Source organism: Qipengyuania marisflavi (assembly GCF_005884405.1).
Taxonomy (GTDB): Bacteria; Pseudomonadota; Alphaproteobacteria; order Sphingomonadales; family Sphingomonadaceae; genus Qipengyuania; species Qipengyuania marisflavi.
The window spans coordinates 28,078-53,252 of sequence record NZ_VCAO01000004.1 but is presented as its reverse complement, the minus strand read 5'-3'; the positions used below and the strand labels follow the sequence as shown (position 1 = coordinate 53,252).

Annotated in this window: 16 protein-coding genes and 1 riboswitch; of the genes, 1 reads left to right on the top strand and 15 read right to left on the bottom strand. The window is 62.0% G+C overall.

The features are described from left to right. The first annotated feature begins 18 nt into the window (after positions 1 to 18). Positions 19 to 870: a phosphodiesterase gene (locus tag FEV51_RS09535; RefSeq protein ID WP_246034515.1), complete on the top strand. Its 852-nt coding sequence runs from the start codon at positions 19 to 21 to the stop codon at positions 868 to 870. Between the two features lie 58 nt (positions 871 to 928). On the opposite strand, the gene FEV51_RS09530 is transcribed toward FEV51_RS09535, so the two are convergent. The 15 genes from FEV51_RS09530 to FEV51_RS09460 all read right to left on the bottom strand — a co-directional run bounded on the left by FEV51_RS09530 (position 929) and on the right by FEV51_RS09460 (position 25,096). After that, the gene (locus FEV51_RS09530; RefSeq protein WP_138618331.1) at positions 929 to 5,107 is read right to left on the bottom strand and encodes a hypothetical protein; all 4,179 of its coding nucleotides are present in this window, start codon (positions 5,105 to 5,107) and stop codon (positions 929 to 931) included. After that, entirely contained in the window at positions 5,107 to 6,984 is a 1,878-nt protein-coding gene (locus tag FEV51_RS09525) for a hypothetical protein (protein ID WP_138618329.1), read from the bottom strand. Before FEV51_RS09525 ends, FEV51_RS09530 begins: the two co-directional genes overlap by 1 nt. After that, entirely contained in the window at positions 6,984 to 8,972 is a 1,989-nt protein-coding gene (locus tag FEV51_RS09520; RefSeq protein ID WP_138618327.1) for a heme-binding protein, read from the bottom strand. Before FEV51_RS09520 ends, FEV51_RS09525 begins: the two co-directional genes overlap by 1 nt. Continuing rightward, on the bottom strand, positions 8,969 to 10,396 hold the full coding sequence (locus tag FEV51_RS09515; protein WP_138618325.1) for a multiheme c-type cytochrome: 1,428 nt from the start codon (positions 10,394 to 10,396) through the stop codon (positions 8,969 to 8,971). Before FEV51_RS09515 ends, FEV51_RS09520 begins: the two co-directional genes overlap by 4 nt. Positions 10,397 to 10,507: 111 nt before the next feature. Further along, the gene (locus FEV51_RS09510; protein ID WP_138618323.1) at positions 10,508 to 11,233 is read right to left on the bottom strand and encodes a hypothetical protein; all 726 of its coding nucleotides are present in this window, start codon (positions 11,231 to 11,233) and stop codon (positions 10,508 to 10,510) included. After that, positions 11,226 to 13,325, bottom strand: a complete 2,100-nt coding sequence (locus tag FEV51_RS09505; RefSeq protein ID WP_138618321.1) for an adenylate/guanylate cyclase domain-containing protein — start codon at positions 13,323 to 13,325, stop codon at positions 11,226 to 11,228. Before FEV51_RS09505 ends, FEV51_RS09510 begins: the two co-directional genes overlap by 8 nt. Positions 13,326 to 13,421: 96 nt before the next feature. Beyond that, on the bottom strand, positions 13,422 to 14,990 hold the full coding sequence (gene gcvPB, locus FEV51_RS09500; protein WP_138618319.1) for an aminomethyl-transferring glycine dehydrogenase subunit GcvPB: 1,569 nt from the start codon (positions 14,988 to 14,990) through the stop codon (positions 13,422 to 13,424). Beyond that, entirely contained in the window at positions 14,987 to 16,363 is a 1,377-nt protein-coding gene (gene gcvPA, locus FEV51_RS09495) for an aminomethyl-transferring glycine dehydrogenase subunit GcvPA (RefSeq protein WP_138618317.1), read from the bottom strand. The genes gcvPB and gcvPA overlap by 4 nt, the downstream gene beginning before the upstream one ends. A gap of 100 nt (positions 16,364 to 16,463) precedes the next feature. Then, positions 16,464 to 16,835 carry a glycine cleavage system protein GcvH gene (gene gcvH / locus FEV51_RS09490; RefSeq protein WP_138618315.1) on the bottom strand — a complete coding sequence of 124 codons (372 nt, stop codon included), beginning with the start codon at positions 16,833 to 16,835 and terminating at the stop codon, positions 16,464 to 16,466. Positions 16,836 to 16,839: 4 nt separating this feature from the next. Beyond that, positions 16,840 to 17,976: a glycine cleavage system aminomethyltransferase GcvT gene (gcvT, locus tag FEV51_RS09485; protein WP_138618313.1), complete on the bottom strand. Its 1,137-nt coding sequence runs from the start codon at positions 17,974 to 17,976 to the stop codon at positions 16,840 to 16,842. Between the two features lie 158 nt (positions 17,977 to 18,134). Continuing rightward, positions 18,135 to 18,230, bottom strand: a riboswitch (glycine riboswitch). 91 nt (positions 18,231 to 18,321) lie between these two features. After that, entirely contained in the window at positions 18,322 to 19,476 is a 1,155-nt protein-coding gene (locus tag FEV51_RS09480; protein ID WP_246034513.1) for a serine hydrolase domain-containing protein, read from the bottom strand. Positions 19,477 to 19,540: 64 nt separating this feature from the next. Next, positions 19,541 to 22,156 carry a methionine synthase gene (metH, locus tag FEV51_RS09475; RefSeq protein ID WP_138618311.1) on the bottom strand — a complete coding sequence of 872 codons (2,616 nt, stop codon included), beginning with the start codon at positions 22,154 to 22,156 and terminating at the stop codon, positions 19,541 to 19,543. After that, the gene (locus FEV51_RS09470; RefSeq protein ID WP_138618309.1) at positions 22,157 to 23,203 is read right to left on the bottom strand and encodes a homocysteine S-methyltransferase family protein; all 1,047 of its coding nucleotides are present in this window, start codon (positions 23,201 to 23,203) and stop codon (positions 22,157 to 22,159) included. A gap of 1 nt (position 23,204) precedes the next feature. Continuing rightward, a complete protein-coding gene (metF, locus tag FEV51_RS09465) occupies positions 23,205 to 24,128 on the bottom strand; it encodes a methylenetetrahydrofolate reductase (protein ID WP_171033087.1) in 924 nt (307 codons plus the stop codon). Continuing rightward, the gene (locus tag FEV51_RS09460; RefSeq protein WP_138618307.1) at positions 24,125 to 25,096 is read right to left on the bottom strand and encodes an ArsR/SmtB family transcription factor; all 972 of its coding nucleotides are present in this window, start codon (positions 25,094 to 25,096) and stop codon (positions 24,125 to 24,127) included. Before FEV51_RS09460 ends, metF begins: the two co-directional genes overlap by 4 nt. Positions 25,097 to 25,175 lie beyond the last annotated feature (79 nt).

The following is a 25,175-nucleotide window of genomic DNA, read 5'->3' as shown; positions in this document are numbered from 1 at the left end:
AAACGGGGGAACGCAGCGATGCTGATCGCGCAAATGACCGACATCCACATCGGGTTCGATCCTGATGCAAAGCCGGAAGAGCTGAACCGCATCCGGTTTCGCGCCGTGCTCGACCGGGTGCTCAACCTGCCAACCGCGCCCGACCTGCTGGTGCTGTCCGGCGATTTGACTGATCACGGTGACGCGGACAGTTTCACCAAGACCGCCGCGATCCTCGCTGAATGCCCGTGCCCCCTGTTGCCGCTCGTGGGCAATCACGACACGCGCGAAGAATTGCTCCGTGCCTTTTCCGAAACCGGGCACGAGGGCGGCTTTGTCCATTATCTGGTCGAACAGGACGGACTGCGCATCCTCTGCCTCGACACCTTTGAACCGGGCCGCCACGGCGGTGCGTTCTGCGAGGAACGGGCTCGCTGGCTGCGTGCCCGTCTTGACGAGGCACCCGGCACACCCGTTCTGATCTTCATGCACCACCCCCCGATCGTCAGCGGGATAGGCTGGATGGACCCAGCCCCGGACGAGGAATGGATCGAACGTTTCGGCGCGGCCATTGCCGGGCACGAAACGCATATCGAGGCAATCCATTGCGGCCATCTGCACCGCCCGATTACCACCCGCTTTCGCGGCGTCCCGCTCAGCGTAACGCCATCGGTCGCGCCGCTGGTGGCGCTGGACCTCAATGAAATTTCTCCTGACAAGGCTGACAACCGCGCGCTGATCACCACCGAACCACCCAGCTTTGCACTACACTGCTGGGATGGCCGCAATCTGGTCACGCATTACGAGACGGTGGGCGATTGGGAAGTTCTGGCCAGTTATGGCGAGCACCTAAAACCGATGATCCGCGAAATGTTCTCCGAACGCGCATGACTTAGCGGGTTCAACTAAGCCTCAAGCGTTTCCAGCGTTGTTTGCAAAATCCCGCTGGCTACTGACCAAGCGCGGCTTGCGGTTGCTTGAGCCACGGCCCGCTACCGCCCACCCAAGAATTCATATCCGGCTGGTCCGAAACCTTCCAAGGCACGCCCGAGCGAGTCAGGAACAGTCGCTCCATCTCTGGGCGAGTGAAGGGGCGTGAGCCGAGTCTGCCGAAGATCGCAATCTGGCCGCCGGTTTCATCGACGCCGCGATCACGGTCGAGCCCCTTGCTGAGCGCAATTGCCGGTCCCTTGGTCTTGGCCCAGGCTATCAGTTCAGGCCGGGGCGCGGGGCTAAAGCCGTAGAAATTGCGCTGGCTGTCGGGGCTGGTCAGCTGGAGGATCTTCATCCCGTTCCGTCCATCGGCAATGTAAGCAAACAGCGTCGCGTTGGTCGATGCGACGATCACATCCTCGGCATCGTTCAGCGTACCGTCCAGCGTCACCCGCTGGTCGATCCGCGGGGCCAGCGGGTTCTTCACATCAAGGATCACCAGCCCGTCCTGCTTCGCCGCGACATAGGCATAGGTGCGTGCGACATAGAGCCGCCGTGCATCCGCCATCGCCACTGTCCCTTGCGGCATTGCCACAGGATTGCGCATATCGGTGACATCAAACAGCTTGAGCCCCTGCGCGTCGGTGACCCACAGATAACGGAACTGGATCGCACTGGCGCGGGCATCGTTCAGCTCGCGTACGGCCATCAGCTGCGGCGCCAGCGGATCGGCCAGATCGATTACCACCAGCCCCTTGTCAGCGGTGATATAAGCAATGTCGCCTGCCAGCGTGACGTGGCGCGCGCCGGCCAGTACGCCGCCCTCGTTCCACGTAACGGCGCGCTTCAGATTGTTGTTGCGAAACTCGCCATCAGCCATCGTGTTGATGTCGACCAGGATAAGCCCTTCGACGCTGTCAGTGATGACCGCATAATCATAGATCGGGCGCATCACCTGTTCCTGGTTCACATGCAGCAGCGTCATCGGCGTGCCGTCAGCGCCGGGAATGGTGTTGCCATCGGCATCCTTCACCTCGGTCTGCGCCATCGCCTTGTTGCGATCAGGCCGAACCGGCTGATTGGTCGCCAGCGCCATGCAGGTGGCGTTCTTGGTCTTCACGTGACTGTCATGCCCGCCCGCGCCGAATGGTGCGGTGATGATGCGTTCGGACACGCCCTTGTTGGCGATGGAGGCGACATCATAGACCCTGAAGCCGCCGCGCCCCTCGGCCACGAACATATATTCGCCGCGCAATTGCAGGCAGGCGACACGGTCACGCGTGCCCTCACGAACATTGGCGAATTGTTCGAACGCATGGGTTTCGCCGCTGATATCGTCATCAAAGGTTTGCCCGCGTGTCCAGTCCTTCAGTTCGCGGCCATTGTCCTCGACGTGACGGCGCCAGTAGTCGGGATAGGCATATTTGTGCAGGTACGAGCCCAGCACGGTTTGCGGTTCGTCCCATTCGGTAACGCGGATCGCCTCGAATCCATCCTCCTGCCCGATCCATGCATTCATCCCGACGAAGTTGACGAAATTGGTGCCGAGCAGCAGCAGCTGGCTCATGATCGCATTGTTATCATCGGCGTCGGACAGGTGACAATCTGTGCAGGTCTTGGTCTCGGTCAGCCGGACAGTATGCGGGAAATGCGGCGCAAAGGCCTGACTGGAGTAGCCTGCTGCGGACACGGGCGGCTGCTGGACATAAATGCGCTCACGATTGATATTGGTCGATGACAGCACCAGCGCGCTGGTCGAACGGATCGGCGCGATCTGATTACCCTTGGTCGTCTGATGCTTGCCAAGCTGGAACATCTGGTCGCGCGCGACCTGCGGATTGTAGGTCGCGAAATTGCGCGTCGTACCGCCGTCATATTTGTGCGCCTCGGTCTGCCAGTTCGCTTCGATCGGCAGATGACACCCGCCGCAGCTTGTGGTCCATGACAAATGGCAGGTGAAACACGCCATCTCGGTTTCGCCATGCGCCCGCTCGTCTGGCGCAATGCCGGTGCCGAATTCGAACATGCCGGTTTCCGCGCCGGTCTTGCTCATCAGCTTGGCGCGGGCCGACTTGGCGTTGAAATGGCTGCTGGCGGGATCGACGCTGTCGCGCGTCAGGCTGATCTCCCACTCCAAGCTGGGATCGACGATGGACCGCTGGATCAGCACCTGCCGCCCGTCATTGCCATAGGTCCATTCGAACCGCCGCTGGCCATCAGGGTTGCGAAGCAGCGCCAGATTGTTGCCCTTGGGCGGTGCTGCCGGTCCGCTGGTCAGCAGCGTCGGCAGCGCGTCGGCTGTGCCGTGGCAATCCTTGCAACCGATCTCGACCGCATTGGCGACTTCGCCATAGATCAGCCCGTTACCGTGGCTGTCCTGCGCGAAATGGCAATCGGCGCATTGCAGGCCCTTTTCCGCATGGATGTCCATCATGTGGACCGCCTTGCCGGGATTTATGCCGGGCTCGACAAACTTGCCCTCACCTTCGCGGCGCCATTTTTCGGGGTCGTCATTGTCGACAATCGCGCCATCGGCATCTAGCAGATTGCCTTCACGGTCGCGCTTGAAGATCGCGCGGAAATTCCAGCCGTGGCCGTGATAATCGGCAAATTGCGTGTCCTTGGCCACGGCATTGAGGTCATAGACATTGCGCAGGAAATCGAGATCGGCCCACTTGCCCTTGGGCGCAGCGCCTTCGGGATTGCGTTCCAGCACGTCGTGCACTTCTTGCGCGGTGGGATATTTCTGATCCTCCGGCCACATCAGCGGCGCGTCACTCTCGTAATCCCACATGGTGTAGCCGAGATAGGAATTCAGGAAGATGTTGGGCTGGTGCATATGACAATTCATGCACTGCGCGGTCGGGATGGACCGGGTGAAGGTGTGCTGGAGCGGGTGCCCCTTTTCCTTTACCGGCCCTTTGCCGTCATGATCGCCGGGTTGCTTCAGCGCGCCGTGATCATTGTCACCATGCGCAGCTTTCGGCTCATCGCCATGCGTGTCGCCGTGATCCTCTGCTTTGGCATCACCATGTCCGCCGCCATGCCCATCGCCCCGCGCGCCTTCGTAAAGTGCGGCAATTGTGGGATCGATGGTCACGCTCTGCCCGTCACGCCCAAGCTTGGCATAGATCAGCGAATGGCGCGGTTCGCGGTCATTGGCATAGACCACATGGCAGCCCGAACACCCCGAATGGCGATAATCGCCCGGCTGATCATTGGTCCCCATGAACCACATGAAAGGATCGTTCAGACGGGTCTTATGGATATTGAGCACCGGAATGGCCACCCGCAGGCCAGTGGCCGGGCCGCGGTTTGACTGCTTGAGATCGGGACGTCCCGGCTCTTCCAGCCGCTGGATCGAACCGGTTGGGTTGGGCAGGCCGATCTCGGGGAATTGCGAGGCGATATTGCGCCCGCCACGCTCGAACACGCGGAATACATCGCCCGGCGGGACCACGTGCCAAGTGGGCAGCGGATAAAGTTCGGCCAGCGCGCCGCGCGCCTTTTGCATCGGTGTTACAGTGCTGGCGGGCACACCGGGTGACTGCAATTTCGCGGCCTCGCCTTCGCGGGTGTAAGCCTCGCCAATAATATAGTTTTTGAACGGCAGAATTCCGTTATTGTAGGACGCCCCGCCCCATAGCATCGCGCCGGTCGCCATGATCGAGCGTTCGGCCGCCTCGACCGTTTCGATATGACAGGCACCGCAGGCCTCCCGTGCGACGCGGTAATCGCTGGGATTGACGAAGCGCACGAAGACCGGATCTTCGCGGTTGAGCAGCGAGTAGGACCGCTTGGGATTGGCCGATGACGGCCAGTGCCAGCTTTCGGGATAGGTCGGCAGGACATGGGCCGCATTGCGCGCCGCGATATAAGCGGGATCGTTATGCTCCAGTTCGCTATTGCCGCGCACATTGGCATCGCCGCCGTGGCAATCCACACAGCCCAGCCGGACAGCAGGGGTGGCGTGCATGGTCGGCTGATCAGTCTGGACATGGCAGGAGAAACAACCATCGGACTTGGCCGCCATCTGCTCCACACTCTGATTGCGCGGTGCCGGAGCGGCAGTGACCAGGCTGTAGTCACGCTTGACCGCCTTTTCTTCCTCCGCCGCACTCAGCTGACCAAACCCAAACGCGCTGGCGAACACCACCAGCGCAGCAGGAGCGACAAGATGGCGGAATCTGCGCATCAGTAGGTCAGGATCACATTGGCAAGCACAGAGAAATATTCCCCTCTATTGCCGACATTGTCGAACAGATCGCGGAAGCCATCCCCCGATATCAATGCCGCAGCGGACAGCCGCATAACGATGTTCTGCGTGGCCTTAGGACGCCAGATCGCGGCCGCCGACAAATCCCAGCCAATATCCTTGGGAATGCTGCCTTCATTGCGCAGCGCCTGCAGCGTCGCCGTGTTCTCGAACCACAAATGATTGGCATTGCCCGAGAGGCGCAGTTCGGGGGTAAGATCGAAATCTGCCCCTACGCCAACCAGCATCAAACCCGGGTTGTTAAAGTTGGATTGCCCCTGTTCCTTGGAACTGCGCAGCGAATTGAGCAGGCCATTGCGGCCATTCACCGATACCGCGCGCCCGCCCCCGGCAAAGGGGATCGTCTGGCGGATCCAGTATGAGGTGTCGGCACCGGCGAACACGGGGTTTTCAAACACCGCATCATAGCCGGTTTCGACATTGTCATAAGGATCGGAATCGCCACTGGCAAAGGCGCCTGACAGGCGGAACCGCATCCAGTCCTTGTCATAGCTCAGCTCTGCGGCGGCGAAATATGCGCTGATGTCGGCCTTCTGGTCGGTGAAGAAGCTGTTGCGGTCTTGGCCAAAGGCATAATAGGCGCTGCCCGTGATGTTAATCCGGCCCACCCGGCCATCGGCATTATAGCCGAGGTAAAACACATCGTAATCGCGCCCGCGCAAGGTGCCGAGCAAAGCCGGACGGACGGGAAATCCGTTATCGTCGATCTCGATTTCGTCGCCTTCGCGATTGGCATTCCACGCGAAAGTCACCTGGCTGGTCAGCGCGGGGATCAGGAAATCCTGGCGATAGGCATTGGCGAAGAACAGGAAGTCATCGCGGGGCCGCTGGAGCACCGCGTTCAGGCCGCTGTTGGTGTCTTTCTCCAGACGCCAGAAGCCGCCGAAATTGTACTGAAAGCGGTTGTTGTCGCGATTGCCGAAGAACCGCACACCCAGCTGGTTATCATTGAACAGGAAGCCGCGAAAATCGGCCTGAAAAGGCTGGATTCCGATCCGCACCGAATCGAAATCATAACGTGCCGACACATTGCGGAAATGGTAGTCGACGAAGGCTTCCTGCAACCCGACAAAATAATCGAACCGCCGCGATGGCTTGGACGGTTCGACAAACAGCACGCGGCGTTCGGGCACGTCGACAAAGTTTGCGTTCACTGCCAGCGTTACGCGATATTCGACATTGGGCGGCTTGTATGCGGTCGATCCCTTGAGCAGCGCCACCCCGGCGATAAAGGTCTGCGACAGAACATAGCTGGCGTCTTTGCCAAACACGTCCAGACTCTGTGGGCGCTCGGTCGTCTGCACGCCGACGGGAATTGGGAAAGTGCGCGGCTCGATAACGGTATCGCTCACCGCATTGACGATAAAGAACCAGTCTTTTCCCTTGATCGGCAACCACGGCACCTTGTCCGGGTTGATCGGGCGATCACCCTTATAGGTGTTCTGATTGTAGGGATCGAACCAGCGCTCCTTGACCAGCCCAAGGCTCTCGATCAGCCGCCAGCGGTCGGGGATGGGAATTTGATCGGTCGGGAACGCCTCAGGCGGCGGTGCGCGCACTGCGCCTTCGTTGAACTGGCTGACCTCATCGGGCAGCGGTTCGGTATAGTCGGGGCGGCGGCGCCCTTCGATCAGCTCGTTATCGACCGGCGGCGGCTCTGGCGGTTCAGCGGTGATGGCCGGCTCGGCGGCAGGTGCTGGCTCCGCAGCCGGTACAGGCTCGGTCTGCGGCGGCAGTTCACCCGCTGGTTGCGCTGCCATGTGCAGCAGTAGCGGGGCAATGAACTCAGCCGCCATCACAGCCCCTGGCATACATTCTGCGCCGGATCGTCAAGGAACGGTGCAAAGGGACAGCTGACATAGCGCAGGCGGACATTGCGCCCGCCCAGATTGACCACGATCCGGTCGGCGCGAATTTCGACGGGGGCATTGCCGACGCCGCCAGCCCGCTGGCCGCCATTGTGCAGGCCAAGGAAGCTGACCATGTCATCCTGGTCGATCCCGTCACCCGACACCCCGATCCCGCCAACCAACCGGCCGCCGCGATAGATCGGCACCGAGCCGGGGAAAATCTGGATACCATTGGCAATCCGCTTGGTCCCGCCCGGCGCATCGGCCAGCTTGGTACAGCCGCGCAACGTGTCCGGCTGCGCCCCGCCAGACACCACGAAACCAAGATGCTCGAGCAAATTGGGCACAATCAGATCGGTTTGCAGGCCGGTCATGAACGGATTGAACTGGCCCGGCTGTTCGACGGACAATGGGCCCGCCACGGGGCCAACCTCGCCATCGGGAAAATAGGGGCGCGACAGATTGCCGCCCGACCGATCGGCAAACGCAAATTCCCCAGTCAGCGCCCTGGGATCGTCCAGAAAGGCGCGCACGCGTTCGACATAACGAGCTATGTCGGGGGTCGAGCTTTGCAATTGCTGCGCGGCCACGGGGTTGGAGAAAAACGCGGCGGTGCGAGCCTTTTGCAGGCTGACATCGGTGCCGAACAGCGGGCCATCGGGCGAACGGACAATGCCCAGCACCACGCCGTGCGTATCGACCATGCTGACCGTCGCCTGCATCCGGCTGTCGAGCGGGCGGCGGATTTGTCCACGTGCCCGTGACAGCACGGCGAAGGCTTCTTCCAGAATGATCCGGACTTCGGCAGCGGTTAGCGGCTGCGCCACGCTGGCCCCGTCTGTCCCGGCGCGGATCGGATAGCGGCCATTGCCATTGCCATCGCTCAGCACATAGGCATCGCGCAGGGCAAATTCGGACGGTTTGCTTGGGCGCACGCCCGATGCCTCAGAGCCATAGGCCGTGCCTGCGCGGATGGTACCGTTATTGTATCCCGTGACCGGCGCCAACGTGCCCAGCGGGCCGTTTACCGCGCCAAAGCTGCCTTGCAGCGGGCCGATGTCGCTGACTGTGACATCGCTATAGCGCAGGCTGGTGCCGTCGACCGTGATCCGGTCGGCCAGAATGGCACGCGGGGCGACAAAACCCTGGGTTCCCGCCAGTGCGATGCCTTCTTCGTCGCTCTGGTCGCGATTGCGGATATTGGCATCGAAACCATACAGTCCGTCACCTGCGATGCCGATGCCGCCGACCACCACACCGTTCTTGTACAGCGGAAAACCGCCCGCATCGGCGGCCAGTCCCAGCGGCGATCGCTGGGGACCGATCCGGCCATCCTGCATCCGCGTGGACAGGTCGGAACAGGGCAGCTGGCTGAACTGCACGCCAAACAGCGGGCCGCTTTCCAGTCCGACAGTATTGGGTGCGGGCGGGAAGTGTTCTTGCACAATCTGGCTGGCCGTGCGGGTCGAAAAGGCATTGCCGCCGCTCGACAGATATGCGCCGGTAATGGCCTTCGCGATGGCGGCGGCGGCGCTGGGGACGCGCGCGCCCTGCAGACCGACTTCCTCCCCCGGCCCCGCTGTGCCGGAAATGGTCTGGCGGCTGATCGTCATTGTGCCCGGTGCCCCGGCCATGACGAAAACGCCCAGCACATTGCCCACCCGGTCCACCACCGCGATGGTCGAGGGCAGGCCGCGCCGCTGCGCTTCGCCAGCCGCCTGCGCGATAACCCGCTGGACATCGCCGACCGAAAGCGCCTCTTTCGCAGGGTCGGCAAACTGCCGCCCGCTGGTGGGCGGGGTCAGAGTGGGCGTACCGCCGCCGCCGCCGATTGGCGAAGGCGCGGTCGAGGAATCACCGCCGCCGCAGCTGGCCAGAACCATCGCCAGCGCCCCGGCAAGGCACAGTTTCGAGGCGCGTGCTGCGCGGATCATTGCAAGCTTCCAATCGCCGATGCAGCCGATCCAAGCGACGAGCGGAAGGCAGCCGGACTGTATGCCTCAGGCGCGCTGACAGCGGCATAGGCACGGTTAATATTGGCACGGATACCCGCCGCTGCGCCAACCGTAATGCGACCTTCGCGCACCAGTGCATTGAGCAGCGTGTCGACAGCCATCACCGCCTGCACGGACCCGGCGTAATCGGTAAAGCGCACTGTTGTGGCCTTGGCAGCAATGGTCTGGACCACGCTGAACGCGTCATTTCCTGAGTAAGACCGTGCCGCCAGCGCGTCTGACAACGCCCCAGCGCGGCCGCGTAGCGTGATCGCCGCCTGCTGCGCTGCGCCGCGATTGCTGCCCATCGCGCGGTGAAACGCCTTGCTGGCTTCGTCGAACGATGCCGCCGCGCCGGGAGCCAGCGCGCGGGAAACTGCGGACAGCAGGATAATGTTCTCGTCATTGAAAGGCGGATTGCCGAACGGGATCGGTCTGGCAGGATTGGTTTCAAAGGTCAGACGCCGCTGCGGCCCATCGGTGATCGCGCGGTGGCAGCTGTGGCAGTCATAGAAATAGAACTGCGGGAACATCCCTTCACTCGCCAGATCGTTGCGCGCGAACAGATCGGTCTGGCGGCGCACTGCCTCGGCCTGGCCGACCGCCCACAATCGCACGCTGTCGGTGCGGCCTTTGCGGCGGACGTAATCGGCGTCCTGATCGTGGTGCTGTTGCAAGGTGGAGAACAGGTCCAGCTCGAACGAGATGCGCGGGTGCCCGGCGGCCATCATTGCGTGCGTTACGAACTGACCGGTGTCGCTGCTGCCATAATGGCAATCGAGGCAGACCTTGGCGCGCACCTGCGGCTGTTCCAGCGGGCGCAGGCCGGCGCGGACATTGGCAGGATGGCTCGCCGATTTGGCATAATGCACGGCCAGCCAGCCATTGGCGGGGCCGTGACAGCTTTCGCAGCCGACGCCGTCACTGGTCTGGAAGCGGCCGCCGCGCTGTGCCTGCGGAACATATGTCGAATGACAGCCCAGACATGCGGGTGCCGATGTGGCCGCTCCCATGCCCAGAGTGGCCGTAATCTGCCGTCCGCGGGCGCTGGCCAGTACCGAGTAAGCCCGGCTGTGTGCGCCGCTGGCGGCAGAGGGTTCCTGCCATGTCGCAATCTCGTCCTGCCGGACAATCGCGCCATTGCCTTCGGCGCGGCCATGGCAAGTCGATCCGGCACAGGTTGCTACCCCGACGTAAGTCCCGCCGCCTGCGCTCTGCGCTTCGGCGCGCGAGGCACCAAAATCGGTGAATGAAGCTGAGAAGGCGCAAAGAGCCAAGAGCCCCGCGATAAATGGAATACGGACATGGCCAAGCAAGCGGCGTGGCCGCGCGCTATCCGATAGCCCCCTCGTCCGGTCCCCCATATGCCTCCCCTCGAACAGATGCGCGCATACGCATCAGAAACGTGGCCACCCCCCGGCGGCGCCTGCCAGGCAGCAGTTTTTACCGCTGCCTGGCAGAAATTCAAACGGCCCTCAATTAACCGCGAGCTTTGTCGCGAGCAGGTCGAGTTGTCCCGTGCATCCACTCTCGGCAAGCGTAACGGCCATATCTTCGGCATTGTCCGGCGCAGTGTCGAGCACCACAAAATTCATGGCCGAAGGCGCAGTGCCGTCCGGGCCTGAAACCTCATAAGCCAAATTCTGGCCAAGCGGCAGTTCCTCGGTACTAATCGAGGCAGTCGCATCACCGTCGCTGAACATCACGTGGACGTGAAAGTCCGACTGTGCAGCCTTGAACATATAGGTTTCCGCGCCATCGGTGGAGGGGCGCCAGAAGCTGATGGTTTCGCCCTCGGTCACGCACATCTGACCGCTTTGCGAAATATCTATGTTCCACAGGCTGGGATTGGTCGAGGCCATTGCAGAACCGGAACCGCGCACCGCACCCGTCCGCACCCGTGCGCCAGCTCGCTGGCGGGTGAGCAGGGCGAAGGCGGTGTTTTTGCTCTTGCCACGGGCACCCACGCGGTGAGTACCGGGGCCTTTGATGATGCGGGTTCCGGTAGAGGTCAGCACAGTGATCACATCACCGTCCTTCAGAGTGACATTGGACATGTCGTCCAGCTTCTTGCCAACCGGATATTGCGCGGATGAGGGGCCGCTCGCCTTGACGACCACACCAGCCTGAGCCGGAGTCGCCGCAAACGCACCAAGTGTGGCAACCGCCAGAGCAGATGCTGCCAAAATCTTCTTAGCCAAGAACATAAGTTCCTCCTTCGCCCAAATTATTCAAGCGGTGTAGCAGATTTGCCAGGGCTTTGTCAGCCGGATAACGGGCCACAAGGTCCTGTATAATGAGAACAGCCTTAGCAGCATCTTCATTCGCCAGATTGTGCGCCTGCGACAACAGCGCGGCATCTTCACGCGGGAAGTCAGGAGCAGGCTCCATGATTTCGACCGCCTGCGCCCGGCCGCGCAAGCGCACGCGGCCCATGGCCCGCCACCAATCCATGCCCGAACGCTCGGCGAATTCGCTGCTAGCCATCACCGAGCTGTCGAGCGCCTTGTTCGCGGCTTCCAGCCGTGCCGCGGTGTTCATGCTGTCACCCAGTGCCGTGTATTGGATCCGGGTTTCACCGCCGAAATTGCCGACCACTGCCTCGCCGTAATGCAGGCCGACGCGGGTCTTGCCGATCTTGGGCAGCGCGGCGTCCATTGCAGCCACCTCTTCGCGGAATGCCTCGCCCGCTTGCCAGATCGCATAGCCCGCCCGCGCGGCGCGTTCGCCATCGTCAGGCTTGGCAATCGGCGCACCCCAGAAGGCCACCACCGCGTCGCCGACGAATTTGTCGATGACTCCGCCATGGTCGAGCACGACTTCGCTCAGCAGGTCGAGATAACGATTGAGCAGTTTGGCGACCATTTCCGGCTCCTGCGCGTGGCTCATCTTGGTGAAGCCTTCGAGATCGGAAAACAGCACGTAAATCTCGCGCTTCACCCCGTGCAGCGCCAGCAGCTTGGGGTTCTCGATAATCTCTGCGGCCATTTCCTTGGGCAGATATTTACCCAATGCGCCTTGAGCAAAAGTGCGCTGCACCGCGCTCGACGCGCGCGCGGCAGACGTGATGGCTGTAAAAGCGACAATCCAGCCCAGCAACCACCCAGCCGCCGGAACGCCAAAAGTATCCACCCCCCGTGCCTCAAGCACGAAGGGAACGCCCAGAAACAGCCCGAATTGCGCAGCCAGCAGGACATACACCCGCCAACTGCCCCATTCGAGCAAGCCGGTCAGAACCGCTGTCGCCACCACCAGAAACGCAAACGCCCATAGCGAAATTCCGGCCACTTTGCCGCGCCGGTCACCGTCGAGCATCTGGGTGACCAGATCGGCATGAACGCGCAGTCCCGCCGGATTCTCTCCAGTCACGCTGGAAAGCGTTGTCTGGACGCGGTCATAATCGATGATGTCGCCGCCGATCAGGATATAGCGTCCAGTGATCTGGGCGCTGATCATCTCGGCAAATTCTGGAATCGCCAGCAGCTCGTCATCGACGTAATTGTCGATCTGGATGGTCGAATACATCGGCAGGTTTTCAAACCCCGCCTTGCGATAGCGGATCGAGCCTTCGTAACCGGGGAACGCCTTGTCACCCTCGCCCGCTGCCTGCAACATTGCGCGGCCCAGCAGGGGCGGCAGGCCCGGCTCGATCTTTGGCCATTTGCGCGTCACGCCATAGGAATTGTCCAGCCGGATGCTGGCAGGCTGCGCCTTGGAGCCTTCCAGCTGCGCCAGGAACGCCCGCAGATATTCCTGCTGCTCGTAACCAATGTCGCTCGCATTGGTGGCGATGTCGGCATAGGCGACCATTGTTGGGGTCTCCATCGACCGCAGCGCGGTGATAAGCTCGGCATCTTCATCCTGCGGTTGGTCAAACAGAATATCGATCCCGATCGCCTTGGCGCCCATCGTGTCGAGATTGCGCAATGCCTTGGCCAGCAGGCCGCGGTCGAGCGGTGAGCGTTTGCGCGCCTTGATCAGCGTCTGATCGTCAAACACCACCAGTGTGACGCGGTCATCCTGTTCGGCCACTGTCTGTGACAGCTGCGCGCTGCGCAAATCGTACAGCGCCCGCTCCGCATCGCCGGTGCCGGGTGTTTTGAGGTCGGTCCCCTCGGTGCCTTCGACCCGCAGACTGTCAGGCACTATCTCTTCGGGAAGGTCCCAGCTGTAGCGCGCAACCAGCAGGGCGAGCAGCACCAGAATGCCGGTCAGCGCGAGCCTGTTCGTTCCGGCCTCGCGCACATTGCGCCAGCCGCGTTTCAGCAGGTTTTCCCGCTTGACCTCGCCCAAACCGCTATCCCCCCCTCGGACCGTGAGCGACCCCTCGCCTTATTGTTATTCAAGGGTTCTATACGGGCTGCCCGCTACTGCAAGCCCCAAGGGGTTTCACACCAGTGCAGGGTCGCTCCACGCCAGCAACGGCTTGCGCGCCGCCTGCGTTTCATCCAGCCGCCGCCGCGGAGCGAAATGCGGTGCGGTCTTGAGCGTGGGATCGCCAGCATTCGCCCGCTCCGCTACGCTACGCAGCGCCATGATAAACTGGTCGAGCGCCGCCTTGCTCTCGGTTTCAGTCGGTTCGACCAGCATCGCGCCGTGCACCACCAGCGGGAAATACATGGTCATCGGGTGATAGCCTTCGTCGATCAGCCCCTTGGCCAGATCCAAAGTCGACAGCCCGCCGGTGAAGTTCTTATCCCCGAACAGCGCTTCGTGCATGCATGGCCCGCTGTGCGCGAAGGGAGCATGCAGCACGTCTTCAAGGCTGCGCAGCACATAATTGGCATTGAGCACGGCGTCTTCTGCCACCTGACGCAGGCCATCGGCACCGTGGCTGAGGATATAGGTCAGCGCGCGGGTGAACATGCCCATCTGGCCGTTGAATGCCGTCATCCGGCCAAAGCTCTTGGCATGATGCTCGCCTGCGGTTTCTTCCTCGACCAGATGGAAGCTGCCATCGCCCAGCTGCTCCACAAAGGGCAATGGGGCATAGGGGGCCAGCGCTTCTGAGAACACCACCGGCCCGCTACCCGGTCCGCCGCCGCCATGCGGGGTGGAAAACGTCTTGTGAAGATTGATGTGCATCGCATCGACGCCCAGATCGCCCGGACGCACTCGCCCGACGATGGCGTTGAAATTTGCCCCGTCGCAATAAACGAAACCGCCCGCGGCATGAACCGCATCCGCGATCTTGCGGAAATCGGGTTCGAACAATCCGCAGGTGTTCGGATTGGTAATCATCACGCCTGCGACATCGGGGCCAAGCCGCGCCTCCAGCGCTGCCAGATCTACGCGGCCATTGGCGTTGGCGGGGATATCCTCGACCTCGTAACCGGCAAAGGCGGCTGTGGCGGGATTGGTGCCATGCGCACTTTCAGGGCACAGGATGACCTTGCGGGCATCACCGCGCGCCTCCAGCGCAGCCCTGATCGCCAGAATCCCGCACAGCTCGCCATGGGCACCCGCCTTGGGGCTCATCGCCACGGCGGGCATGCCGGTCAGTGTCTTGAGCCATTCGCCCAACTGGTGAATCACTTCCAGCGCGCCCTGAGCCGATTGCGTCGGGGTCAGCGGGTGGCAATCGAGGAAACCCGGCATCCGCGCGACTTTTTCGTTGAGGCGCGGATTGTGCTTCATCGTGCAACTGCCCAGCGGGAACAGGCCCAGATCGATGGCATAATTCTGACGGCTCAGGCGCGTGTAATGGCGCACAGTTTCCGGTTCCGACAGGCCGGGCAGGCCGATGGGCGCAGACCGTTCTCGCCCGCCCAGACGATTGGGAGCAGCATTGTCCGGCTCGGGCATATCGACCCCGGTGGTGTCATTGCCTGCCAGCTCGAAAATCAGCGGCTCTTCCAGCATCAGCGCACGGTTGCCGGTGGCAGTCGCGGGGCCAGCAGGCGTATCGCCAGCGGTGGGAATGCCGGGTTTCCAGCCGGATGCGTTGGGCGCGCTCATGCCGACACCTCCACGCCCAAGGCTTCTTCAAGTGCGGACGCCAGCATCTCGATATCATCCTCGCTTGTGGTTTCGGTGACCGCCACCAGCAGGCCGTTCGCCAGCCCATCCGCATCGGGATAGAGCCTGCCGAGCGAGACCCCCGCCAGCACGCCGTCATCGCTGAGTTTGCGCACCACATCGCGGGCATCGGTGCCCAGTGTCACGGTAAATTCGTTGAAATAGCTGTCATTGATCACAGTCACACCGGGCACGGTGGCCAGCCGGTCAGCGGCCAGACAGGCCAGCCGGTGGTTCTCCATCGCCAGCGCGCGCAGGCCCTTTTCGCCCAGCAGCGTCATGTGAACACTGAACGCCAATGCGCACAGGCCCGAGTTGGTGCAGATATTGCTCGTCGCCTTTTCGCGGCGAATATGCTGTTCGCGGGTGGACAGTGTCAGCACAAAGCCGCGCTTGCCCTCGGCATCGACAGTCTCGCCGCACAGCCGCCCTGGCATCTGACGCACATGCTTGGGATTGCGCACAGCGAACAGGCCAAGATACGGCCCGCCGAATTGCAGCCCAACGCCCAGCGCCTGCCCCTCGCCAACCACAATATCCGCGCCCAGCTCGCCGGGCGAGGCGATTGCCCCAAGCGCCACCGGCTCGGTATTGACTGCGATCAGCAGCGCGCCCTTGGCCTGTGCTACCTCGGCGATTTTCGCCAGATCGGGCAGGCGGCCCAGAATATCGGGATATTGCACCACGACGCAGCTGGTCTGGTCATCGATCTGCGCAATCAGCGCATCCTCGTCGCAGCCCGCATCAAGCTTGGGCGTGGCAGACAGGATGGTGTCGCCGGTAAACTTGGCCATCGTGTCGACCACGCTGACGTAATGCGGGTGCAATCCATCGGCCAGCACGGCGCGGCTCTTGCGTGTTACACGGCCCGCCATGCTGATTGCTTCCCAGCACGCGGTGGAGCCATCATACATCGAAGCATTCGCCACCGCGCAGCCATACAGCCGCGCAACCTGGCTCTGGAATTCAAACAGCATCTGCAACGTGCCCTGCGCGATTTCGGGCTGGTAGGGGGTGTAGGCAGTCAGGAATTCGCCGCGCTGGATGATGTGATCGACACTGGCGGGCACATGGTGGCGGTACGCCCCTGCCCCCAGAAAGAACGCCGCATCGCCCGCTGCCAGATTCTTGTCCGACAAACGCCGCATGTGCTGTTCAACCGCCATCTCGCTGGCATGCATCGGCAGGCCGTGGATCGGCCCGTCCAGCCGTGCCACTTCGGGCACATCGACAAACAATGCGTCCACATCAGGCGCGCCGATCCTGGCGAGCATTTCGGTACGGTCTGTGTCGGTCAGGGGTAGATAACGCATCGCTTGAATTCCCGTCATCCCGGCAAACGCCGGGATTGCTGTCCATTAGGTCTTGTTTGGCTGAGCCAGATCCCGGCGGCGGCCGGGATGCCTACTGGACTTAAAGCCCGTCGCAGAAGCTCTTGTAAGCGGCTTCATCCATCAACCCGTCCAACTCGCCCGTGTCAGCGATGGTCAGCTTGAAGAACCAGCCGCCGTCTTCCGGGTCGCTGTTGACCAGCGCCGGATCGTCTTCCAGCGCGGGATTGCCTTCGGTCACTTCGCCGGTGATCGGCGCATAGACATCGCTGGCAGCCTTGACGCTTTCGACCACGGCAGCATCCTTGCCCTTGGCCACTTTCGCACCCGCATCGGGCAGTTCAACAAAGACGATATCGCCCAGCTGGCCTTGCGCATAATCGGTGATGCCGACTGTGGCGGTGTCGCCGTCAACATCGATCCACTCGTGGTCTTCAGTAAAATAACGCGCCATCGGATCAGCTCCCTCGGTGATAGCGGTGGGGGACAAAAGGCATGGGAGTTACGCGAGCGGACAACCGCTTGCCGCGAACCTCGATTTCCAGTTCAGCGCCGTCCTGCGCCCAGTCGCTGGCGACATAGCCCATCGCGATCGGGCGGCCGAGCGTGGGTGAGAACCCGCCGCTGGTGACGCGGCCGACTTGCGTGTCACCGGCAAAGATTGCTGCGCCTTCGCGCGCGGGCATCCGCCCTTCGATTGCCAGGCCAACGCGCTTTTCCGCCGGCCCGTCTGCAAGAACCTTGGCGACCGGGGCGTGGCCCAACCAGCCGCCGCTCTCGCGCCGTTTCTTGGTCAGAGCGAAAGTCAGATCGGCGCTGACCGGGTCGATATTTTCGTCCATGTCGTGGCCATACAGCGGCAGGCCCGCCTCCAGCCGCAAGCTGTCGCGCGCGCCAAGCCCGGCGGGACGCACCCGCGTATCGGCCAGCAGAGCGTCGGCAAAGGCTTGGACATCTTCGGCCCGCACGGAAATCTCGTAGCCATCCTCGCCAGTATAGCCCGAGCGGCTGACGCCCAGCCGGTAATCGCCCCAGTCGAACATGCCGTGTTGCATGAACACCAGCTCGCTCACACCGGGCACGATGTTCTCCAGCGCCGCTGCGGCCTGCGGCCCCTGCAGGGCCAGCAAGGCTCGGTCATCGCCATAATGGAGCGTGACTTCATCGGGCAAATGCTCGCGCAGATGGGCAATATCGTCCCATTTGGTCGCGCCGTTGACCACCAGGAAATACTGGTCGCTGCCATTGGTCACCATCAGATCGTCAAGCACGCCGCCGTCTTCGTTAAGCAGCAACGAATACCGGATGCGGCCTTGTTTCAGCGTCGTGATTGCACCTGGCAGCAGCTTTTCCAGCTCCGCCGCGACATCGTCCCCTGACAGCGCCAATTGGCCCATGTGACTGACATCGAACAGGCTGGCCGAATTGCGCGTCCATTCGTGTTCCGCGAAAATCCCGCCATGTTCGCCCGTGTACTGAATCGGCATCCAATATCCGGCGAATTCGACCATACGCGCGCCATTGCTGCGATGCCAGGCATCCAGCGGCAGCGTGCCAGTTTCAATCTCGGTTTCCAGTTCGGTATCGTCGCTCAAAATTCGTCCCCGGCAATCAGCAAGCAAGCATCACCCGCCCCGTTTTCGAGACGCGTTTACATGCCCCCTCTGTCGGGAAACCTGAGAGACTGGCCCGCAAGTGTGCAGGCTTACCCCTTCGGTGGCACCCGCAAGCGAGTGCGCTTTCCAGAGTGTCAAGCAGCCGAGCGGTCCATTGGCCTGAGAGTTTCCGGGGCGGTTGCTCCTTCGGCGCCTCCGGCTGTGAAGCCGGCGGGCTCTCCCGCTCGTCCACCCGCGCAAGAATCGCTTCGCGCGCGGAAGACGGTGCAATCCCTGCGCGATTGCCATGCCAGCGTCAATGGGGCGTGGACGCGGTTTTCCGGCTTATTTTCGCTGTGCGCCGATCGCAGCTTCAGCGCGGGCGACAAAGGCGCGTTCCTCATCAGCGAAGCCGCCTTCCTCCACGCTGGTGCGATCAGGCACGCCCGTGAGGAAATAGGCCATGCCCGTGCCGCGCTCCATGTCGAGCCACAGGCCCGAGCGCAGGCCGTAAGCCTCGCCCGCGTGACCGATCCGGGAGCGGCCATCGGCAAACAGTGCATCGTCACAGCCCGCACCCCCGCCACCCAGCGTTTGCACGGCCAGGCCATAACGGCAGAAAAACGGCAGGCCGGAAGTGTCTTCACCCACCGGGCGCGCCAGTTCGGCGATACTGGCGGCGGTCAGGAAATCATCACCCCCGCGCAGCAGCATCTGCCCGATCCGCGCCAACCCGTTCGCAGATATCCGCACGCCGCCTTGCGGCGAAAACAGCGAACCATTGGTGCCGAGTGCATAATCCGTCAGATCACAGCTGCCGTCATCGGCGGCCACCACGATGCAACCGGGACGTGCCCCGCCCATATCATCACGCGCGACTTCGCCCGTGGAGCGATACAGTACCACCGCACGCGCCACCGCTGCGTCCGAGCAACCCGACCAATTGAGGCAGGCATCAATCCCCAGCGGCGCGAACACCTGCCGGGTCATCAGGCGGTCGAACCGCTCGCCGCTCACCGTCTCCATGACGCTGGCGATAACGGGGAAATTGATATTGCCATATTCGAACGGATATACGCCGCCCGGCGCAGGCGGCACCCATGCCGTTTTGCGCGACAGGCGGGCGCGGACACTATCGCCCAGCGGAATGACATAATCCGCTGCATCGCGCAGACCCGCACGGTGCGACAGCAGCAGCCGCAGCGTGAGCGGTTGCTGCGGAGCATGAGGATTGCGCAGCGTCCAGCCGAGATAATCCGAGACATCGCGATCAAGATCAAGCTGACCCGCCTCGACCATACGCATCACGCCCAGCGCGACGATCAGCTTGGAGATACTGGCAATACGCACCGGATCATCCGCGGTCACAATACGACCAGTCGTGCGGTCCGCGGCCCCCTCCACCACCAGCGGCGTAATCTGCTGACGGTTAAAACCTACGGCGACCCCGGCAGGCGGGCTGACCCCGCCCAGCGTCGGGGCGCAGGCGGACAGCATCATTGCTAGGCTCCAGATTATCGGGATACGCATCACGCGCGATGATCGCGCGAAACCACGTGCCCCGTCAATCAAGATTGGGGCGCAGCCAGCGTTCGGTGACCGCCAGATCGGCCCCGCGCCGCTCGGTATAATCAGCCAGCTGATCGCGCCCGATGCGCGCCACGCCGAAATATTCGGCCTGCGGATGCGCAAAGTAGAACCCGCTCACCGCAGAGGTTGGCAGCATGGCGAAATTCTCGGTCAAAGTGATACCGGCGCTACCGGGCACATCGAGCAGGTCGAACAGGATAGGCTTCAGGCTGTGGTCGGGGCACGCGGGATAGCCCGGAGCCGGACGAATGCCGCGATATTTCTCTTTGATCAGCGCTGTATTGTCGAGCTGTTCGCCCGGCGCATAGCCCCACAGATCGGTGCGGACATGACGGTGCAGCGTCTCGGCAAAGGCTTCGGCCAGCCGGTCGGACAAGGCCTTGAGCAAAATGTCGGAATAATCATCCTTATCCGCCAGAAAGCGTGCCGAATGCGGTTCGATTCCGTGGATGCCAACGGCAAATCCGCCGATCCAGTCGCCATCGCGGTCGATAAAATCGGCGAGGCAGAAATTGGCCCGCTCGCGGCTTTTCTTCACCTGCTGGCGCAGGAAGGGCAGCCGCACATGCTCTTCGCGATTGACCCGGTGGATGGTGACATCGTCATCATCGCGCGCGCAGGGCCAGAAGCCGCAGACGCCCTTGGCGGTCAGCCATTTCTCCGCAACGATCTTACCCAGCATGTCTTGCGCATCGGCGAACAGGCTGCGCGCGGTTTCGCCCACCACGGGATCTTCGAGGATCGCCGGGTAGTTGCCATGCAATTCCCACGCCCGGAAGAACGGCGTCCAGTCGATGTAATCGGTCAGTTCGGCCAGCGACCAATCGTCGAACACATGTACACCGGGCTTGGCGGGGGGCGCGGGCTTGTCGCTCATATCCGCATCGAAACCATTGGCACGCGCATCGGCCAGGCTGAGCAGCGCGCTTTGTGTTTTACCCGCACGCACTTCGCGCACATGCTCGTAATCCGCCGCCGTGGTCGCGACGAATTCATCGCACTGCGTATCCGACAGCAGGCGGCTGGCGACGCCCACCGCGCGGCTGGCATCCAGCACATAGATCACCGGGCCATCATAGGCCGGATCGATCCTGAGCGCGGTGTGCACCTTGCTGGTGGTCGCCCCGCCGATCAGCAGCGGCATCGTCATGCCAGCGCGCGTCATTTCTTCGGCAACCGTCACCATTTCATCAAGCGAGGGAGTGATCAGCCCCGATAGACCGATCATATCGGCCTTCTCGTCTTGCGCGGTTTGCAAGATCGTGGACCACGGCGCCATCACGCCCAGATCGACCACGTCATAGCCATTGCATTGCAACACCACGCCGACGATATTCTTGCCGATATCGTGAACATCGCCCTTCACAGTCGCCATCACGATCTTGCCCTTGGCCTTGCGGTCCTCGGGTGCGAGCTTGTCTTTTTCAGCCTCGATGAAGGGGATTAGATGGGCGACCGCCTTCTTCATCACGCGCGCTGATTTGACCACTTGGGGCAGGAACATCTTGCCGCTGCCGAACAGATCGCCAACGACATTCATGCCGTCCATCAGCGGGCCTTCGATCACCTCGATAGGCCGGGCAAATTCCTGCCGTGCTTCCTCGGTATCGGCAACTACGTCCGCGTCGATGCCCTTGACCAACGCGTGTTCCAGCCGCTTGGCAACCGGCCAGCCGCGCCATTCGGCGGCTTCCTTCTCGGCGCGCGGATCGTGGCCTTTATAGCTTTCGGCAAGATCGATCAGTCGTTGCGTCGAATCCGGGCGGCGCATCAGGATCACATCCTCGCACGCCTCGCGCAATTTTGGATCGATCTGGTCATAAACGTCGAGCTGGCCCGCATTGACAATCGCCATGTCGAGCCCGGCGGGAATCGCGTGGAACAGGAACACCGAATGCATCGCGCGGCGCACGGTTTCGTTGCCGCGGAAGCTGAACGACAAATTCGACAACCCGCCACTGGTCTTGGCATGCGGACAGCGCCGCTTGATCTCCGCCACCGCCTCAAGGAAATCCAGTCCGTAACGATCGTGTTCCTCGATCCCGGTTGCCACGGCAAAGATATTGGGATCGAAAATAATGTCTTCGGGCGGGAAGCCCATGCCGGTCAGCAGGTCATAGGCGCGGCTACAAATTTCCACCTTGCGATCGCGGGTATCAGCCTGGCCGGTTTCATCAAAGGCCATGACCACCGCCGCCGCGCCATATTCCATGCACTTGCGCGCCTGCGCCAGAAAGGCCTCTTCGCCTTCCTTCATGCTGATCGAATTGACGATGGGTTTGCCGCTGACGCATTTCAGCCCGGCCTCGATCACTGTCCATTTCGAACTGTCGATCATCACCGGCACACGTGCAATGTCGGGTTCGGCGGAAATCAGCTTGAGGAAGGTGGTCATGGCATGCTCGGAATCGAGCAGCCCTTCGTCCATATTGACGTCGACCACCTGCGCGCCGTTTTCGACCTGCTCACGCGCGACCTCGACCGCGGTGGCATAGTCATCCGCCATGATCAGCTTCTTGAAGCGCGCCGATCCGGTGACATTGGTGCGTTCGCCGATATTGACGAAACGGGCAGTGTTCTGTTCTGACATTTATGCAGCAATCGTAAAGGGTTCGAGGCCGGCAAGACGCATTTGCGAACTGCCGTCCGGGATCTGGCGCGGCTCTATGCCGTCCACTGCGCGGGCAATCGCCGCGATGTGTTCAGGCGTCGATCCGCAGCAACCGCCCAGCGCATTGACGCGCCCGTTCTCGGCCCATTGCCGCACCAGTCCGGCAGTAGTTTCGGGCTCTTCGTCATATTCGCCCAATTCGTTGGGCAGGCCGGCATTGGGATAGGCCATCAGATAGGTGTCGGCGATATCAGACAGCAGCTGGACATGCGGGCGCAATTGCTCCGCGCCAAAGCTGCAATTCAGCCCGATGGCCAGCGGTTTGGCGTGGCGCACCGAATACCAGAATGCCTCGACCGTGTGGCCCGACAGATTGCGTCCCGACAAATCTGTCAGGGTGAGCGAGATCATCAGCGGGATATCGCGGCCCAGTTCCTGCTCAAGCTGCTTCACCGCCATGATCGCCGCCTTGCAATTCAGCGTGTCGAATACGGTTTCGATCAGGATGAAATCGGCCCCGCCTTCCAGCAATGCGGCGCATTGCTCGCGGTAAACTGCGGCGATTTCGTCATAAGTCACTTCGCGAAAACCGGGGTCTTCGACATCGGGCGACAGCGACAGCGTCTTGTTGGTCGGCCCGACGGCTCCAGCCACAAAGCGGGGAATGCCGTCCTTTGCCGTCGCTTCGTCAATTGCGGTACGGATAATCTGCGCCGCCGCGATATTGATTTCGCGCACCAGACCTTCGGCGCCGTAATCCGCCTGACTAATCCGGTTGGCGTTGAATGTGTTGGTGGCCAGAACATGCGCACCGGCGGCAATATAGCGGTCGCAAATGGCGCGCACGACGTGGGGCTGGGTCAGATTGACCAGATCATTGTTGCCCTTCTGATCCTGCGGCAGGCCGGTGTCGCCAGCATAATCCTCCGCCTTCAGACCAGCGGCCTGAACCTGCGTACCATAGGGGCCGTCCTTGACCAGAATGCGCTGCGCCGCAGCGGCAATGAACTCTTCGCGCTTGCTCATCTCAATTATCCTTCGGCCGCAGACCGAGCATATGGCAGATCGCATAGCTCAACTCGGCGCGGTTCAATGTGTAGAAGTGAAACTGGCGCACACCGCCGGCATAGAGGCGTCGGCACATCTCGGCGGCGATGGTGGCCGACACCAGCTGGCGCGCGGCTGGGCGTTCGTCCAACCCGTCAAACAGCCCCTCCATCCAGTCAGGAATGGCGGTGCCGCACAGGCCCGACATCCGCTGGACACTCGCAAAGCTCATGACCGGCATAATGCCCGGTACAATCTCGCCGTGGATGCCGGCTGCCGCCGCCTGATCGCGGAAGCGGAAGAAGCATTCTGGATCGAAGAAAAACTGCGTGATCGCGCGGGTCGCCCCGGCATCGAATTTGCGTTTCAGATTGTCCAGATCGGCCTGCGCATCGGGCGAATCCGGATGGGTTTCGGGATAGGCGGCAACCGATATTTCGAACGGCGCGATGGCATTCAGGCCAGCGATCAAATCGGCGGCATTCTCATAACCACCGGGATGCGGGGTGTAAGCGCTTTTGCCATCGGGCGCGTCGCCGCGCAGCGCCACGATATGGCGCACGCCGCTTTCCCAATAATGCCGGGCAATCGCGTCAACCTCGTCCCGCGTGGCCTCCACACATGTGAGATGCGCCGCCGCCGGTATGCCGGTTTCCTGATTGATCCGCACGACCTGCTGATGCGTACGTTCGCGCGTTGTCCCGCCCGCACCATAGGTCACGGAAACGAAGCGCGGCCCCAACGGCGCCAGCGTCTCGATGCTCTGCCACAAGGTTTCGGCCATCTTGTCGTTCTTCGGCGGGAAGAATTCAAAGCTCACCTCGATATCGCCAGGCAGGCCGGAAAACAGCGGCTGCTCCAGCGCCCGTTGCGATTCGCGCATTTGGTCCAGGGTGGGGCTCATGATGGTGTTCCTGTTGTTTCTTTATAGCGCTCTGCGAGCCATATTTTCACGGTGAGTTCGCCATCTTCGAGCGCCTTGGGCACGGCGGGCTTGAAGCCGGCATCGGCCAGAAGTGACGCCATCTGATCGTCTTCGAAACCCAACCGCGCATGGGCATGGCGCTCGCGCAGCTCCTCGCGGTGATGGGCGGCGAAATCGACGATGGCGATCCGCCCGGCAGCGCGCGTGACACGGGCCGCCTCTGCCAGCACTGCAGCAGGGCTTTGCGCGAAATGCAGCACTTGATGGAACAGGACCGTGTCGAAACTGGCATCGGGAAACGGCAGGCTGGTGAAGTCACCCTGCACCAGATCGACACATTGGGTGGGCAAATGCTGCAATTTGGCGCGGGCCACGCGCAGCATCGCCGGACTCTTGTCGAGCGCGACAATCCGTTCTGCACCAGCAGAAAAAATCTCCGCCATCCGCCCGGTTCCGGTTCCGATATCGAGCAATTCGCCCAATGCCAGCCCGTCCAACGCGCGGGTCAGTTCAGCCTCAATCCGTTCATCGGAACTGTGCATACGCCGCAGCTCGTCCCAATCCTGGGAATGCTGCGCGAAATAGGCCTGCGCATCGGCATCTCGCGCGGCGCGAATTTCCGCCAGCCTGCGCCGGTCCTGCGCGCATAATGCGGCCAGTTCGGCATCATGCTCTTCAGCCTCGGCCAGAAGCTTCATCAGAATCGCGGAGAACGGCGAATTGTCGCCCGCCGGTTGGCATGCCCGCAAAAATGTCCAGCTGCCTTCACGGCGGCGCTCCGCCAGTCCTACGTCGCACAGAATGCCAACCTGGCGCGACACGCGCGGCTGGCTCTGGCCCAGCACCAGCGCCACTTCGCCCACGGCCAGCTCCATCGACGCTATCAGCCGCAAAATGCGCAAACGCGTGGGGTCGGACAGGGCGCTAAAGAGGGATACAATCTGCATTGCTGAAACAGCATATAAAGATATTTTTATATCTGTAAATCATACTCTGGGTAATCTCCCGCGCCTTACGCCAACACCG